Origin of the sequence: Bradyrhizobium sp. BLXBL-03 (assembly GCF_051853015.1) — a bacterium.
Taxonomy (GTDB): Bacteria; Pseudomonadota; Alphaproteobacteria; order Rhizobiales; family Xanthobacteraceae; genus Bradyrhizobium; species Bradyrhizobium manausense.
Genome location: NZ_CP182470.1, coordinates 750,051 through 765,297, shown reverse-complemented (window position 1 = coordinate 765,297; position 15,247 = coordinate 750,051). Strand labels below are relative to the sequence as shown.

The 15,247-nt window shown below is 64.0% G+C and carries 11 protein-coding genes; 7 read left to right on the top strand and 4 right to left on the bottom strand.

The features are described 5' to 3' along the window. Window positions 1–132 precede the first annotated feature (132 nt). Both ACNJX9_RS03635 and ACNJX9_RS03630 read left to right on the top strand, forming a co-directional pair. A complete protein-coding gene (locus tag ACNJX9_RS03635) occupies window positions 133–2,658 on the top strand; it encodes a glycogen/starch/alpha-glucan phosphorylase (protein WP_439407823.1) in 2,526 nt (841 codons plus the stop codon). A 188-nt stretch (window positions 2,659–2,846) separates the two neighbouring features. Next, entirely contained in the window at window positions 2,847–3,662 is an 816-nt protein-coding gene (locus ACNJX9_RS03630; protein WP_439407822.1) for an acyl-CoA thioesterase, read from the top strand. 173 nt (window positions 3,663–3,835) lie between these two features. Here ACNJX9_RS03630 and ACNJX9_RS03625 read toward each other — a convergent pair whose 3' ends face one another. From ACNJX9_RS03625 to ACNJX9_RS03615, 3 genes are all read right to left on the bottom strand, one after another. Then, window positions 3,836–5,452, bottom strand: a complete 1,617-nt coding sequence (locus ACNJX9_RS03625; protein WP_439407821.1) for a phosphoenolpyruvate carboxykinase — start codon at window positions 5,450–5,452, stop codon at window positions 3,836–3,838. Between the two features lie 281 nt (window positions 5,453–5,733). Next, on the bottom strand, window positions 5,734–8,328 hold the full coding sequence (locus tag ACNJX9_RS03620) for a CHAT domain-containing tetratricopeptide repeat protein (RefSeq protein WP_439407820.1): 2,595 nt from the start codon (window positions 8,326–8,328) through the stop codon (window positions 5,734–5,736). 78 nt (window positions 8,329–8,406) lie between these two features. After that, a complete protein-coding gene (locus ACNJX9_RS03615) occupies window positions 8,407–9,153 on the bottom strand; it encodes a HugZ family protein (RefSeq protein WP_057744509.1) in 747 nt (248 codons plus the stop codon). 240 nt (window positions 9,154–9,393) lie between these two features. Between ACNJX9_RS03615 and ACNJX9_RS03610 the strand changes: the two genes are divergently transcribed. From ACNJX9_RS03610 to ACNJX9_RS03590, 5 genes are all read left to right on the top strand, one after another. Next, on the top strand, window positions 9,394–10,095 hold the full coding sequence (locus tag ACNJX9_RS03610; protein ID WP_027535781.1) for a response regulator transcription factor: 702 nt from the start codon (window positions 9,394–9,396) through the stop codon (window positions 10,093–10,095). 195 nt (window positions 10,096–10,290) lie between these two features. Further along, a complete protein-coding gene (locus tag ACNJX9_RS03605) occupies window positions 10,291–12,081 on the top strand; it encodes a sensor histidine kinase (protein ID WP_057744507.1) in 1,791 nt (596 codons plus the stop codon). Continuing rightward, a complete protein-coding gene (locus ACNJX9_RS03600) occupies window positions 12,078–12,572 on the top strand; it encodes an HPr kinase/phosphorylase (protein WP_439407819.1) in 495 nt (164 codons plus the stop codon). The genes ACNJX9_RS03605 and ACNJX9_RS03600 overlap by 4 nt, the downstream gene beginning before the upstream one ends. A gap of 207 nt (window positions 12,573–12,779) precedes the next feature. Beyond that, a complete protein-coding gene (locus ACNJX9_RS03595) occupies window positions 12,780–13,181 on the top strand; it encodes a PTS sugar transporter subunit IIA (RefSeq protein WP_007597752.1) in 402 nt (133 codons plus the stop codon). Further along, window positions 13,178–13,495 carry an HPr family phosphocarrier protein gene (locus ACNJX9_RS03590; protein WP_057744504.1) on the top strand — a complete coding sequence of 106 codons (318 nt, stop codon included), beginning with the start codon at window positions 13,178–13,180 and terminating at the stop codon, window positions 13,493–13,495. The genes ACNJX9_RS03595 and ACNJX9_RS03590 overlap by 4 nt, the downstream gene beginning before the upstream one ends. A 95-nt stretch (window positions 13,496–13,590) precedes the next feature. Here the strand turns inward: ACNJX9_RS03590 and ACNJX9_RS03585 are convergent, their stop codons facing one another. Further along, a complete protein-coding gene (locus tag ACNJX9_RS03585) occupies window positions 13,591–15,216 on the bottom strand; it encodes a glycosyltransferase family 39 protein (protein WP_439407818.1) in 1,626 nt (541 codons plus the stop codon). Window positions 15,217–15,247 lie beyond the last annotated feature (31 nt).

Below are 15,247 nucleotides of genomic sequence, written 5' to 3'. Positions count from 1 at the left end.
GGGTTCCCAAAGCGGCCCGTTCCTTGCATAATTTTGCGCCAGCGCAGTGCATTGCCGCGCCAGTCATGGTTCCGGCAAAGGGCAGGTTGCGTAGGGTTTAGTGGTGGTTCTGTCGACCAGGAAGTGACGGCCTTGCAAGACCAATCGTTCCAGTCAAATTTCCCCGCCCCCGATCAGCCCATCGATGAGCTCGCGCTGGCGGAGATCAAGGGTGCGATCCTGGCGAAGCTGCGTCTTGCCATCGGCAAGGACGCGGGCATGGCGACCAAGCACGACTGGTACCAGGCCGCGGCGCTGGCGCTGCGCGACCGCATCGTGCACCGCTGGCTCTCGGCCGAGAAGCGCAGCTACGACGCGGGCCGCAAGCGCGTCTATTATCTGTCGCTCGAATTCCTGATCGGCCGTCTCTTCACCGACGCGCTCAACAATATGGGGCTCTTGAAGATCTTCGAGGTCGCGCTCGGCGATCTCGGCGTGTCGCTGCCCGAGCTGCGCAAATGCGAGCCGGATGCGGCGCTCGGCAATGGCGGCCTCGGCCGTCTCGCCGCCTGCTTCATGGAGAGCATGGCGACGCTGTCGATCCCCGCGATCGGTTACGGCATCCGCTACGATTACGGCCTGTTCCGCCAGATCATCAATCAGGGCTGGCAGCAGGAATATCCGGACGAATGGCTCGGCTTCGGCAATCCCTGGGAATTGCAGCGGCCGGAAGTGATCTACGACGTCAATTTCGGCGGCGGCGTCGAGCATGTCGACGACAAGGGCCGCGACCGCGCGATCTGGCATCCGGGTGAGACCGTGCAGGCGATCGCCTATGACACGCCGATCGTCGGCTGGCGCGGCCAGCACGTCAACGCGCTGCGGCTGTGGTCGGCACGTTCGCCCGATCCGCTCAAGCTCGACGCCTTCAACATGGGCGACTATGTCAGCGCCAGCGCGGAGCAATCGCGCGCGGAGGCGATCTGCAAATTCCTCTATCCCAACGACGAGAGTCCGGCGGGCCGCGAGCTGCGGCTGCGCCAGGAATATTTCTTCGTCTCGGCCTCGCTGCAGGACCTGATCAAGCGGCATCTCGCCTCCGACGGCCAGCTGCGCAGCCTGTCGAACAAGGTCGCGGTGCAGCTCAACGACACCCATCCGAGCCTTGCCGTCACCGAGCTGATGCGCATCCTCGTCGACCTCCATAATTTCCGCTGGGACGAGGCCTGGAAGATCACTGTCGCGACGCTGTCCTACACCAACCACACGCTGCTGCCCGAAGCGCTGGAGACCTGGCCGGTCGAGCTGTTCGAGCGTCTCTTGCCGCGGCATCTCGAGATCATCTACCGCATCAACGTGCAGCATCTGGCGCTCGCCGAAGCCCGCGCCCCCGGCGACATCGACTTCCGCGCCTCGGTCTCGCTGATCGACGAGAAGAGCGGCCGCCGCGTGCGCATGGGCCAGCTCGCCTTCGTCGGCTCCCACCGCATCAACGGCGTCTCGGCGATGCATTCGGACCTGATGCGAGAGACCGTATTCCACGATCTCAACCATCTCTATCCCGGCCGTATCACCAACAAGACCAACGGCATCACCTTCCGCCGCTGGCTGATGCTGGCGAACCCGAAGCTCACCGAACTCTTGCGCGAGACCTGCGGCGAGGCCGTGCTGGATGATCCGACCCAGCTCTCGCTGATCGAGGCCCGCGCCAGCGACGCCGAATTCCAAAAGAAATTCCGTAGCGTCAAGCTCCACAACAAGACCGCGCTGGCGCGCCTGATCGGCGAGCGGCTCGGCATCAAGGTGGACCCGACCGCGCTGTTCGACGTGCAGATCAAGCGCATCCACGAATACAAGCGCCAGCTCCTCAATGTCATCGAGACGGTCGCGCTGTACCAGTCGATCAGGGACGATCCAAACGGCAATTGGGTGCCGCGGGTGAAGATCTTTGCCGGCAAGGCGGCGGCGAGCTACCGCTACGCAAAGCTGATCATCAAGCTGATCAACGACGTCGCGGAAGTCGTCAACAACGATCCCGCCATCGGCGGCAAGCTGAAGGTCGTCTTCCTGCCGGACTACAATGTCAGTCTCGCCGAGGTGATCATTCCAGCGGCCGACCTCTCCGAGCAGATCTCCACTGCCGGCATGGAGGCGTCCGGCACCGGCAACATGAAGCTGGCGCTGAACGGCGCCATCACCATCGGCACGCTCGACGGCGCCAATATCGAGATCCGCGACCAGGTCGGCGCGGAGAACATCGCGATCTTCGGCATGGAGGCCGGCGACGTGATGATCCGGCGCAAGCAGGGGCTCGATGCCTCCGACGTCATCCGCAATTCACCGAAGCTGCAGCGCGCCATCAACGCGATCGGCGCCGGCGAGTTCTCGCCCGGCGATCCCGGCCGCTTCGAATCGATCGCGCATGCGCTGCGCTATCTCGACCATTACATGGTCAGCGCCGATTTCGATTCCTATTACGAGGCGCAGCGCGCGGTCGATGCGCGCTGGCTGGTCTCGCCGGCCTGGACGCGTGCCTCCATCCTCAACGTCGCTCGCATGGCGTGGTTCTCCTCCGACCGCACCATCCGCGAATATGCCGAAGAGATCTGGAACGTGCCGGTCAATCCGGTCACGCCGCCGTTCCAGACTGCCGAGGAACGGCGCGACGCCACGGGGTGATATTTCCGCAGCGTGGAAGCGGCGTTACCTGCGAGGTCATTGCACAGTCGGGCGATGGCTGTGGTATGATGGCCGTCATTCCGGGGCGGCTCGCAGAGCCGAACCGCAGGTGCGCAATTGCGCACCGGGGAATCTCGAGATTCCGGGTTCGATGCTTCGCATCGCCCCGGAATGACGGATGGAGACAGATGCACGCCAAGCTCCCGCATCCCTTCGACGATGCGACTCGCATCACCGCCGGTGACTCGCACTGGCAAGGGCACACCAGCGACGACTATTGGGCCTTTGTCGGTCCGTTCGGCGGCGCCACCGCTGCAACCATCCTGCGGGCCCTGATCGAGCATCCGCAAGCCGCAGGCGATCCGCTGGCGCTGACCGTCAATTACTGCGCGCCGATCGCCAAGGGCCCGTTCGATCTCGACATCCGCCTGGTGAAGGCCAACCGCTCCAGCCAGCACTGGAGCGTCGAGCTGTCGCAGGGCGGCGGCGAGGTCGCAACGCTCGCCACCGCCGTATTCGCCGAGCGGCGGCCGTCCTGGGAGCACAGGGTGGCGCAATACCCTGACGCAAGGCCGTTCGAGCAGACGCTGCCCTTCCCGAAGATCCAGGCATCCTGGGCCAACCAGTACGAATTTCGTTTCGTCGAGGGCGAGATGCGGCTCGGCCCGCCGCAGGCCGAGCTCGCCAGCACCTACTCGAAAATCTGGATCAGCGATCGCAGACCGCGCAAGCTCGACATGCTGTCGCTGACGTCGATGTCGGACGCCTTCTTCGGCCGCATCTTCCACGCCAGGCGCGAGCTGGTGCCGTTCGGCACGGTGTCGCTGACGACCTATTTCCACACCGACAGCGAGGAGCTCGCGGCTGAGGACATCACGCGCGTGCTCGCGACGGCCGATTCGAAGATCATGCACAAGAGCTACGCCGACCAGAACGCCGAGCTGTGGTCGCCGAACGGACGGCTGCTCGCGACCAGCACGCAGATCGCGTATTTCAAGGCGTAGCTGTTTCCGCAGACTCCGTCATTGCGAGGAGCTCTTGCGACGAAGCAATACAGACTATCTCCGCGGAGGGATTCTGGATTGCTTCGCTGCGCTCGCAATGACGAATGGAGAGAGCGTACACAAAACAAAAGGGCGGCCTCGCGGCCGCCCCTTGCACTTCAAACCCTGAGAGCTCACTCCGCCGCCAGCTTCACATCCGGAGCCGCTGCGCGCACCTCCGCATCCACCTGGGCTTCGAACTTGGCAAAGTTCTGCTGGAACATGCCGACCAGCGCACGGGCGGTCTTGTCGAACTCGTCCTTGTCCTTCCAGGTGTTGACCGGGTTGAGGATCTCGCTGGGCACGCCCGGCAGCGCGGTCGGGACCGCGAAGCCGAAATATTTGTCGGTGCGGAATTCGACGTTGCGAAGCGAGCCGTCGAGCGCGGCAGTCAGCAGTGCGCGCGTCACCTTGATCGGCATGCGCGAACCGGTGCCGTACTTGCCGCCGGTCCAGCCGGTGTTGACCAGCCAGCAGTCGACATTGTGCTGGGCGATGAGATCACGCAGCATGTTGCCGTAGACGGACGGGTCGAGCGGCAGGAAGGGCGAGCCGAAGCAGGTCGAGAATTCCGGCTGCGGCTCGTTGCCGAGGCCGCGCTCGGTGCCGGCGACCTTGGCGGTATAGCCGGAGAGGAAGTGATACATCGCCTGCGCCGGCGAGAGTTTTGCGATCGGCGGCAACACGCCGAAGGCGTCGGCGGCGAGCATCACCACGTTCTTGGGCTGCGGCGCGCGGCCGGTACGCGACGCATTCGGGATGAAGTCGAGCGGATAGGCCGAACGCGTGTTCTCGGTCTTGGAGCCGTCGTCGAAATCGACCACGCGGGTGTCTTCGTCGAGCACGCAGTTCTCGAGCACAGCGCCGAAGCGGGTCGACGCCGCGTAGATCTGCGGCTCGGCTTCCTTCGAGAGCTTGATGCACTTGGCGTAGCAGCCGCCTTCGAAATTGAAGACGCCGTTCGGGCCCCAGCCGTGCTCGTCGTCGCCGATCAGGGTGCGGTTCGGATCGGCCGAGAGCGTGGTCTTGCCGGTACCCGACAGACCGAAGAAGATCGCAGTGTCGCCCTTGGGGCCGACATTGGCCGAACAGTGCATCGGCATCACGCCGCGCTCGGGCAGATAATAGTTCAGCGTGGTGAAGACCGACTTCTTCATCTCGCCGGCATAATAAGACCCGCCGATCAGGACGATCTTGCGGGCGAAGTCGATGGCGACGACGTTCTCCGAGCGGCAGCCATGACGTTTGGGGTCGGCGCGGAAGCTCGGCATGTCGATGATGGTGAGCTCCGGCACGAAGGTCGGCAGCTCGATCGCCTCGGGGCGGATCAGCAGCGTGCGGATGAACAGCGAGTGCCAGGCGAGCTCGGTGAAGACGCGCGTCTTGATGCGGTAGGCCGGATCGGCGCCGCCATAGAGGTCCTGCGCGAACAGGCGCTTGCCTTCGGCATGCTTGAGGAAGTCCTGATACAGCGTCTCGAACTGCTCAGATGTAATCGACTGATTGCCGGCCCACCACATCTTCTTGTCGGTGGTAGCGTCACGCACCGTGAACTTGTCCTTCGGGCTGCGGCCGGTGAACTCACCGGTATCAGCGCAGAGCGAACCGTCGGCGGACAGCACCGCCTCGCCCGCGGAGAGCGCGTATTGATAGAGTTGCGGCGCGCCGAGGTTCCAGTGAACCTGCTTGAGATTCTTTAAGCCGAACTTGTCGGCGCCGAAGGCACCGTTGCGCACGCCCGTCTCTTGCACGAAAAATCCTCCTAGAACCCGCGACACACTGCGCGACCAAGCTTGGCGCCATCGCGGTCACCATGAATTATAGGCCGATTGGCCTCGGTTGGATGACCTAATACTGATGAACGCTGGCGTTGCCAAGCTGATCCCGCAGGATTTGGTTTATTCAAGGACCGCGCCAAACGTCGCGCATGTCAGCTCTGAACGTGCGCAATCGAAAATCCACCAATGGTCGCGCAACCAATTGCCGCTTTCGGCGTTATCGAATGTTTTGCGATGCACAATGCCGTGCTGTTCTATCGTACGGCGCCTTCGCCAATCAGCGCGAATGGCCCCCACATCGCGGGATACGCATTGCGCAGCGACGAAGGATCATCAGCATAGGTTAACATCGCGCGCCGAAGGGCTTCGGCTCGACCGATTCCTGGTTCGTTTTTGAGCAGATCGAAAGTCGAAGTGGTCAAGCGCGTGGCAGCTTCTGAATCCACGGCCCAATGCGAAACGAGCAGCGCGCGTGCGCCGGCGTAGAAGAAGGCGCGCGCCAATCCGGACAACGCCTCGGCACCGGGCTTGTCGCCAGCGATGGTGTTGCAAGCCGACAGCACGACCCAATCTGCATTGAGCTTGAGCTGCGCAACCTCGCTCGCCGTGAGCAGACCGTCGTCGAGCTCGGAAGGCTGATCGGGAATCGAGAGCGCAAGCGACGGCTCGCCTACACCCTTGATATCGCCGGCGACGAGGCCGTGGGTCGCGAAGTAAATGATGCCGTATTGAGCAAGCGCTGCACGCTTGAGCGTCGTCTCGCTGGCATCGCGGCCGAGATGGATGTCGGCATCGCTCGCGCCGACGTCTTTCGCGACGGCGTCCAATTCGTCTGCGGTGTCGGGAAGCTGCGGCAGCGCCTGTGCGAGCCGCGCACGATCGACGCCTGCACCACGCCAGAAGTCGGTATAGGCTGATGTCGCGATATTGCGCGCGGCAACTTTTCCGCTTGCTGCACGCCGATCGGAAGGAGCGCCCTCGGCGGGATTGAACACGGGATCGCCAAAGCCGGTCATCGGCTTGACGCCCTCGTCCTTGCGCGCGAAAGCCCGCAGCGACTTCAGGCTGACGACCGATGGCAGTACCGAGACGGCGTGACGCCGCAGCAGCCAGGCCGCGCTGCGATAGCCGTCAAGCGTATCCGGGATCGCAGCTTGCGGCGGCTCCGTGACGAGCAGGTGAAACGGCAGCGCGGTCAGGGCGCCCGATGGCACCATGAGCAGACTGCGTTTGTCCTTGATCAACGCCTCAACGGGACCGAGCAGCGTGACATAAAGCTCGTTGGCGAGCGCAAGGTCGAACAAGCCTGATTTGCCAGAGCCATTGCGGGCCTTGCCGACATCGAGACCTCTGCGGACCGCGCTCACCTTCTGGGCCAGCGCGTCTGCGCCGAGCGGAATCTCTTTCCACTCCGCGCTCTCGCGCGTGATGGCGATGACATAGCCGCGCTTGTCGACGATGGAATAGAGCACCATCGCCTCATCGCTCGACAGCAGCGGCTGCACGTCCTTGACCGTCAGGGGCAGCGGATTGGACAGTGAGGCGTAGTCGGGAAACTCGACGGCAAGCGCCTTCTGCAACGCCGCGCGCTCGCTCGCGATCGCCGCGATCCGCGCACGACTGCGCTGCTCGGAGGCGACGTCGCGTTGCGCCGATGACTTCGACACGGCCGCGATGATCGCCTTGTCGAGGGCGTCGGATTCAGCCGCGAGATCCTGGTCCTTGCGCACCAGCTCGGCGAGCCGGTCGGTGCCTGCGGCAAGCCTGACTGCAAGCTTGTTCACGGCCGAAGCGGCGGACGATTGCGTGCCACGTTGGATCGCGGCCAGCGCCTCGTCCAGCACCTTGTCATCAGCCAGCAGGGCTTGCTGGCGCGCGGCAAACAGGATCGGCAGCACCACACGCAGCTGCGCGCGATCGCCCGCGAGGGTTTTTTCCGCGAGCGGCAATGCGTCCGCAATTCGCCCTGATGCATAGAGGAAATAAGCGAGATTGCCGGTCGATGTCGCGACATCGGGATGATCGGGCCCGAGCGCATGCTCGCGGATGGCAAGGGCGCGGCGATAGAGCGGCTCGGCATCGGCATAGCGCTGCTGGTGTTCGTAGAGTCCGGCGAGATTGTTCAGGGACCGCGCGACGTCGGGATGATCAACTCCCAACACCTTCTCGCGGATCGCGAGCGAGCGCTTGATCGGGGCCTCGGCCTCGGCATCACGGCCGAGATCGCGATCAAGCTGGCCAAGATTGTTCAGCAGCATCGCGACCGCGGGATGCTCGGGACCGCCGACTTTCTGATAGATCGCGAGCGCGCGCTGGAACAGCGGCTCGGCCTCCGCAAAGTGCTCCTGCTTCACATAGAGCGTGGCGAGATTGTTGAGGGACTGGCCGACATCGGGATGCTCGCGCGAGAGCGCCTTCTCGCGGATCGCCAGTGCGCGCTTGAACAGCGGCTCGGCATCAGCAAAGCGGCCCTGCCGCTGATCGAGCGCGGCGAGATTGTTCAGCACGGGCGCAATCTCGACGCTGTCGAGGCCGGTCCCCTTCTCCATCAGCGCGATGGCACGCTTGTAGATCGGCTCAGCCTGATCGTCGTGCCCCTGGTCGGCATAGATCTGCGCGAGGTTGTTGAGTGCGGCGGCGAGATCACGGTTATTGCCGGTCTTCTCAAGCGCAGCCACCATGGCCTGCGCCGGCGGCAAGGCTTCGGAATATTTGCCGGCGGTTCTCAGTGCATTGATGCGCGCGCTCTGCGCGGTCAGACTGCCCGTCTGGGCGAGGCCGGGCGTGGCATTGGATGCGGCGATCGCAAGCGCGAGGCCTGCGACCAATGCCAAACGACGACTTACCATGAACCCTCGCTGCCAACCTCGGACCGATCACGATCTTGGGTCGCAGCGTTGGGAGGCGACGTTCAAAATGTGTCGCAGCTAGTCCGCCTTTTGGCCCACCTTGGCGCGCGCTTCGCCCGCCAGGCGGACCAGCATCTTGCGCAGCTCCGTGCCATCAGTGACCCGCTCCGGAAAATCGAGCCGCAACGCGGTCTGGCCGTCCTGCATGTCGAGGCCCTCTGGGTCGCAGCCGGTGCACCGCCAATCGCCCTTGGCCGCGCCCAGCAGCTTCGTTGCATAAAGGCCCATGGCCTCGCGGTGGTCGGCATTCATATGCTCGACAGCGCCCGCCTCCGCCGCCAGCAGGTCCTCAGCGCCGGCGAGGTCCGTGAGGAACTGCTCGGGCTTGAGATCGACAATCCGGCCAAACCCGGCGACCAGATGGGTTCCCGAAGGGATGATCCGGAAGAACGAAAAATCCTTAAATGAGACAAAGGCTTCTGCCGACGGATGGGCATTGAGATACCGCCGCTGGAGCAAATCCTTCTCATTCTCAGCCTGCTCGGCGCGGCCCGACAGCATGATCCGGGCGCCTTCCAGCGGATCGCCGGAGGCGCGCTCGTCCAGCATCAGGGAGACCCTGTTGTCGGCGAGGATATTCCTGGTGTGGACCGCCAATCGAGAGATCAGCAGGATCGGCGAGCCGTCGGGGTGGCTCGCCAGATTGACCAGGGAACAATAGGGATCGCCGCTGCCAGCCATGAGGGTTGCGAGCGCGCCCTGCCGCGAGCGCCTGAGCAGCGATTTGGCGAGCTGTTGGGGAACAAAATCGGGGGTCGGTTGCATGGGCTTTCTCGGCTCAGGTGGTTGCAAGGCGGGCCTTTTTTCGGGTAAACCCGAGCCCGGTTATGGGTCGATATGCGGCGAATCCGCCGTGTTTCGTGGAACTTGGTCACACTTCAGCCCAGCTTGCATTGCTCGGTGACAAGGTTCGAATGCCAATTCGGCACCCATGTATGCGGCGCATCACTGGATTGCTCGCCGTTTAAAGCCACGACCCAAACGGAAAGCAGAAAGCAGAGGCTCATGCCCACAATCGCTTTGGTCGACGACGACCGCAACATTCTCACATCCGTCTCGATCGCGCTGGAAGCCGAAGGCTACCGCATCATGACCTACACCGACGGCGCCTCGGCGCTGGACGGCTTCCGCACCACCCAGCCTGATCTCGCGATCCTCGACATCAAGATGCCGCGCATGGACGGCATGGAGACGCTGCGCCGCCTCAGGCAAAAGTCCGACCTGCCGGTGATCTTCCTGACCTCCAAGGACGAGGAGATCGACGAGCTGTTCGGCCTCAAGATGGGCGCGGACGATTTCATCCGCAAACCGTTCTCGCAGCGCCTGCTGGTCGAGCGCGTCAAGGCGGTGCTGCGCCGCTCGGCGCCGAAGGATCCGACCGTCGCGCCGAAGGAGAACGACGCCAAGGCGCTCGACCGCGGCCTGCTGCGCATGGATCCGGAACGGCATACCTGCACCTGGAAGAACGAGCCGGTCACGCTGACCGTCACCGAATTCCTGATCCTGCAGGCGTTGGCGACCCGGCCCGGCGTGGTCAAGAGCCGCAACGCGCTGATGGACGCCGCCTATGACGACCAGGTCTATGTTGACGACCGCACCATCGACAGCCACATCAAACGGCTGCGCAAGAAGTTCAAGGTGGTCGACAACGATTTCGAGATGATCGAGACGCTCTACGGCGTCGGCTACCGCTTCAAGGAAGCCTGAGGCGTTCGCGCCTTCACGACAGCTGAGGGCTGCGCCGGTTCTGATTCCATCAGAACCGGGCATGCTCTGAAGCGCATTCGCGCTTCAGGTTATTGTTTGAGCACGATCTTTCGGAAAACCGCTGCACACTTTTCCGGATCATGCTCTAGGATGCGAAAACCGTTGCAACGAACCGTCCTAACGCGGGCGTAAGCATTGCTTGACCGAACGCAGCCCGATCAGAGTTCGAACGCCGAGGACATTGCGTCCCGCGGCGCCTCGGACCATGAGGACAAGCCGGTTGCAAGAGGCTGGGGACCGCTGAACTGGCTCAAGCGCGCCGGACAGTTCTTCTTCGCACTGTCGTTCTCGAGCCTGACCCGCCGCATCGTCTCGCTCAACCTTGCCGGTCTCGTCGCCCTGGTCGCAAGCATCCTGTATCTGTCGCAGTTCCGCGCCGGCCTGATCGACGCCCGCGCGCAGAGCCTCTTGGTGCAGGCCGAGATCATCGCCGGCGCCATCGGGGCATCCGCAACGGTGCAGACCAACGCGATCACCGTCGATCCCGAGCGGCTGCTCGACCTGAAGCTGGGCGAGAGCTACGGCGGAGTGGATGATTCGCTGGATTTTCCGATCAACCCCGAGCGCGTGGCGCCGGTGTTGAGCACGCTGATCTCGCCAACCAAGACCCGCGCGCGGATCTTCGATCCGAACGGAAGCGTGCTGCTCGACAGCCGTGATCTCGATGTCGTTCGGGGCTTTCCGCTGCCGCCCCTGTCGGAAAAGCCAGGCGTGATCGAGCGCGTCAAGGCCGCGGTGCGCACCTGGCTGAACCGCGGCGACTTGCCGCTCTATCGCGAACTCGGACGCGAAAACGGCAATGGCTATGTCGAAGTTGCCGGTGCGCTCCAGGGCCAGAAGCGCTCGATGGTGCGGGTCAATTCGCGCGGCGAGGTGATCGTCTCGGTTGCCGTCCCGGTGCAGCGCTCGCGCGCCATTCGCGGCGCGCTCATGCTGTCGACCCAGGGCGACGAAATCGACCGGATGGTCACGGCCGAGCGCCTCGCGATCCTCAAGGTCGGCGGCGTCGCCGCAGCGGTGATGATCATGCTGTCGCTGCTGCTGGCGAGCACGATCGCGGGCCCGGTGCGCCGGCTCGCGGACAGTGCCGAACGCGTCCGGCGCCGCATCAAGACCCGCGTCGAGATTCCCGACTTCACCCGCCGCCGCGACGAGATCGGCCATCTCTCCGGGGCGCTGCGCGACATGACCAGCGCGCTCTACAAGCGGATCGAGGCGATCGAGATGTTCGCCGCCGACGTCGCCCATGAACTGAAGAACCCGCTGACCTCGCTGCGCTCAGCGGTCGAGACCATGCCGCTGGCGCGCAATGAGAACAGCCGCGCCCGCCTGCTCGAAGTGATCGAGCACGACGTCAAGCGGCTCGACCGGCTGATCTCTGACATCTCGGACGCAAGCCGGCTCGATGCCGAATTGCAGCGCCAGGATGCGATCCCGGTCGATCTCAAGCGGCTGCTCGGCACGCTGGTGGCGGTCGCCAATGAAACAAAACTCGGCCACGACGTCGCCGTCGAGGCGCGCTTCGAGGGCCGCAGCCCGACCGATACGTTCGCTGTCAGCGGCCATGATTCGCGGCTCGGTCAGGTGATCTCCAACCTGCTCTCCAATGCGCAATCCTTTTCGGAAGCCGGCAGCAAGGTGCGCCTGACCTGCCGCCGGGTCCGTGGCGAAATCGAGATCGTGGTCGACGACGACGGCCCCGGCATCCGCGACGACGCGCTGGAGCGCATCTTCGAGCGCTTCTACACCGACCGGCCGCACCAGGGCTTCGGCCAGAATTCCGGCCTCGGCCTCTCGATCTCCAAGCAGATCGTCGACGCCCATGGCGGGCGGATCTGGGCCGAGAACCGCGCCGGCCCCGCCGACGAAGACGGCGCACCGACGGTTGCCGGCGCGCGCTTCGTGGTGAGGCTGCCGGCGCTATGAGCCAAGGCAGCCTGAACGAAGGCAGTTTGAACGAAGGCAGGTTGAACAACGGCGGGCCGAGCGTTCACGCCTCCGCGGTCAAGGTCGGGTCGTGGGCGGTGCTGATCCGCGGGCCGTCCGGCGCCGGCAAATCGCGCCTTGCCTTCGATTTGATCATGGCGGGCCGTTCGGGGGTGGTCGAAAGCTCCGTCCTGGTCGGCGACGACCGTGTCCATCTGGCGACAGTTGGCCAGGAAATTGAAGTGCGCCCCGTCCCGGTCCTGGCTGGCCTGATCGAGATTCGCGGGCTCGGAATCCGCCGCTGCGACTTCGTGGAGCATGCGACGGTCGGCCTCGTGGTCGATCTGGACGCCGAAGACGCCGAGCGACTGCCGCCACCGGAATCGCTGAAAACCACAATTTTCGGTGTCGAAATACCGCGAATCCCTGTTGGCCGCGGCTATTCGCCCCTTCCCTTGGTTGTTGCGGCCTTGACTACTACCAAGAGTTAACCTTCGACTAACGCTTCAGCCGATTGTTTGAAGGGAAATGGTAACCATATGAACCCCACACTCGCGACCGAGTAGACCGGCGCAGCTCCCCTCATCCATCCGTCTAGATTCAGGGAGATACGCAACATCCCCTCTTGCGCGGGGGCTCTGGATGGTCAAAGTGGCGCGTTCGTGCGGCGCACCAAAAGCGCCCGCGGGAGTTTTCCGATGATTGGTCTAGTACTTGTGACCCACGGGCGCCTTGCCGACGAATTCAAGGCGGCGCTTGAGCATGTGATGGGTCCACAAAAGCAAATCGAAGCGATTACGATCGGCGCTGAAGACGATTCCGATCTCTGCCGAAGCGACATCATCGAGGCGGTTAACCGCGTCGATTCAGGCGACGGTGTTGCGATCCTCACCGACATGTTCGGCGGCACGCCGTCGAACCTTGCGATTTCCTGCATGAGCCGGCCCAAGGTCGAAGTGCTCGCGGGTATCAACCTGCCCATGCTGGTGAAGCTTGCCAAGGTACGTGAGGAGCGCCCGCTGCCGGACGCGATCGCGATGGCTCAGGAAGCCGGCCGTAAATACGTCACCATCGCCAGCCGCGTGCTCGCCGGCAAATGAGCGACGACGCGCCACAAGCCGGGGCGGGCGCGCCCGCCGGCGCGATCTCCAAAGAGCTCCTGATCATCAACAAGCGCGGCCTGCACGCCCGCGCCTCGGCGAAATTCGTCCAGGCGGTGGAGCGCTTCAACGCGCAGGTGTGGGTGACGCGCGGCGGCGAGACCGTCGGCGGCACCTCGATCATGGGCCTGATGATGCTTGCCGCAGGCCCGGGGACCACGATCACGGTCGCGGCAGCCGGCACTGATGCGGAAGCTGCGCTTGCGGCAATCACTGAACTCGTTGAAAGCAAATTCAACGAGGAGGGCGTGTAATCTCCATCGTCATTCCGGGATGGTGCGACAGCACCAGACCCGGAATCTCGAGGTTCCGGGATCGATGCTGCGCATCGCCCCGGAATGACGTTCGATCACTTCGCCGGCGGCGCAATGTAGATGTTCCACGTCATCGCCGGGCCCGCCTTGCCATGGGTGAAGCGGCGCGTGGTCATCACGATCCGCTCGGCGTTCGGCGCGATCTCCGACACCCATTTCTCGAACGCGGGCAGACGCCCGTCGGTCGGATCGAACACGCCGATGAAGCCGTATCTCTTGACGTCGTCGAGTGACGACAGTCCGGAGCTCCAGGCCTCGTTCGGGATGAACGCGACCGGATGGTCGGGGCTGTAGAACACCATCGGCTGGATCGACTCCATCGTGCCGGCGACGACCGCCCAGCGCGAGGCGAAGCGGGAATGCCAGGTTTGCGTCAGCTCGCGCGCGAGCTCGGAGCGCGCGCCGTAGGTCGCCGTGTTGTCCTTGTTCGCCGCCATCTCGCGCGCTGCGATCCAGGGCGAGGCGACGAGCGTCGCGACACTGAGCACGAGCCAGATCGCCACGATGTTGAACAGCACGGCGCTCTGCACCCGCAGCGCAGGAATCGCGACCAGCGCCAATGGCACCAGGAAGAACAGCGAGATGCCCCAGTCGGTCTTCATATAGATGCTGAAGGCGAGCGCGCCGAGCGGCGGGCCGGCCGCGACGATGATCTGGATGATCCAGATATTGCGCGCCTGGGAAACATCGACGCCGGGATTGACGCCGCGCGCCCAGGCCCGCGTGACGATGCGCAGGGGTGCGCGCAACAGCAGGGTCCACCATGGCGGTACCAGCGCCATCGCAAGTCCGGCAAGCGCGACGGGGAGAGCCAGCAGCGCGGCATTGTGCAGGACGTAACCGAGCACGAGCTGATGCACGAGACCGGCGTCCTCGATGCTGTAGGTATCGCCGGCATAGGTCAGCGGCACGAAATGCGAATCCGCCAGCCAGATGACGTGCGGGATCATCGCGACGGCCATCGTCGCGACCGCGACCCAGGGCGCCGGCGACAGCAGGAACCGCATCCGTTCCGGATGGATCAGCGCGGCAAGGCCGATGGCGCCGATCATGGTCAGCACCCAGTATTTGGTCATCAGCGCCAGCGCGCCGGCAAGCCCGAGCCAGACTCCGGACTGCCAGCTCCGCTTCTCGAACGCGTTGAGATAAGCGAGCACGACGAGCGGCAGCGTCACCAGCTGCAAAAGATCGGGGTTGTACTTGAAACCCTTGAAATTGAAGATCGGGTAGAGCGCGACCATCACCACGATCAGGAAGGCGCGGCGCGGATCGACCACACGCAAGCTCAGCAGCCAGCAGATCACCATGCCGACGCTGACAGTCGCCATCGCAAGCGCATAGGTCGCCCAGTCCGTCGCGGGAAAGACCTTGAACCAGAGCCCGGCGATCCAGCCCGACAGCGGCGGATGCTTGCCATAGCCCCACAGGAATTTCTGGCCCCAGCCCCAGGCTTCTGCGACGTCCATGTGAACGTCCTGCGCTGCCTTGAGATTGATCAGGATGAAGGTCCAGATCACCGCATGGAGGATGGCCAGCTGGATCACCAGCCAGAGCCGGGCGGAGGGGGCGATGGCGTAGGCAACCAGCCAGGCCCGGAAACGGTCAAAGCTGACCCGGGCTTTTACGCGCGGTCGGGCGGAGGGGATCGAGGTGGTGGACATGGGCGCTTGCGTAGCGCGTTTTGGACCAGCG

Coding starts and splice junctions, on each gene's coding strand:
- ACNJX9_RS03630 (WP_439407822.1), top strand. CDS start 2,847: ATGCACGCCAAGCTCCCGCATCCCTTCGACGATGCGACTCGCATCACC.
- ACNJX9_RS03620 (WP_439407820.1), bottom strand. CDS start 8,328: ATGGTAAGTCGTCGTTTGGCATTGGTCGCAGGCCTCGCGCTTGCGATC.
- ACNJX9_RS03615 (WP_057744509.1), bottom strand. CDS start 9,153: ATGCAACCGACCCCCGATTTTGTTCCCCAACAGCTCGCCAAATCGCTG.
- ACNJX9_RS03610 (WP_027535781.1), top strand. CDS start 9,394: ATGCCCACAATCGCTTTGGTCGACGACGACCGCAACATTCTCACATCC.
- ACNJX9_RS03600 (WP_439407819.1), top strand. CDS start 12,078: ATGAGCCAAGGCAGCCTGAACGAAGGCAGTTTGAACGAAGGCAGGTTG.
- ACNJX9_RS03595 (WP_007597752.1), top strand. CDS start 12,780: ATGATTGGTCTAGTACTTGTGACCCACGGGCGCCTTGCCGACGAATTC.
- ACNJX9_RS03590 (WP_057744504.1), top strand. CDS start 13,178: ATGAGCGACGACGCGCCACAAGCCGGGGCGGGCGCGCCCGCCGGCGCG.
- ACNJX9_RS03585 (WP_439407818.1), bottom strand. CDS start 15,216: ATGTCCACCACCTCGATCCCCTCCGCCCGACCGCGCGTAAAAGCCCGG.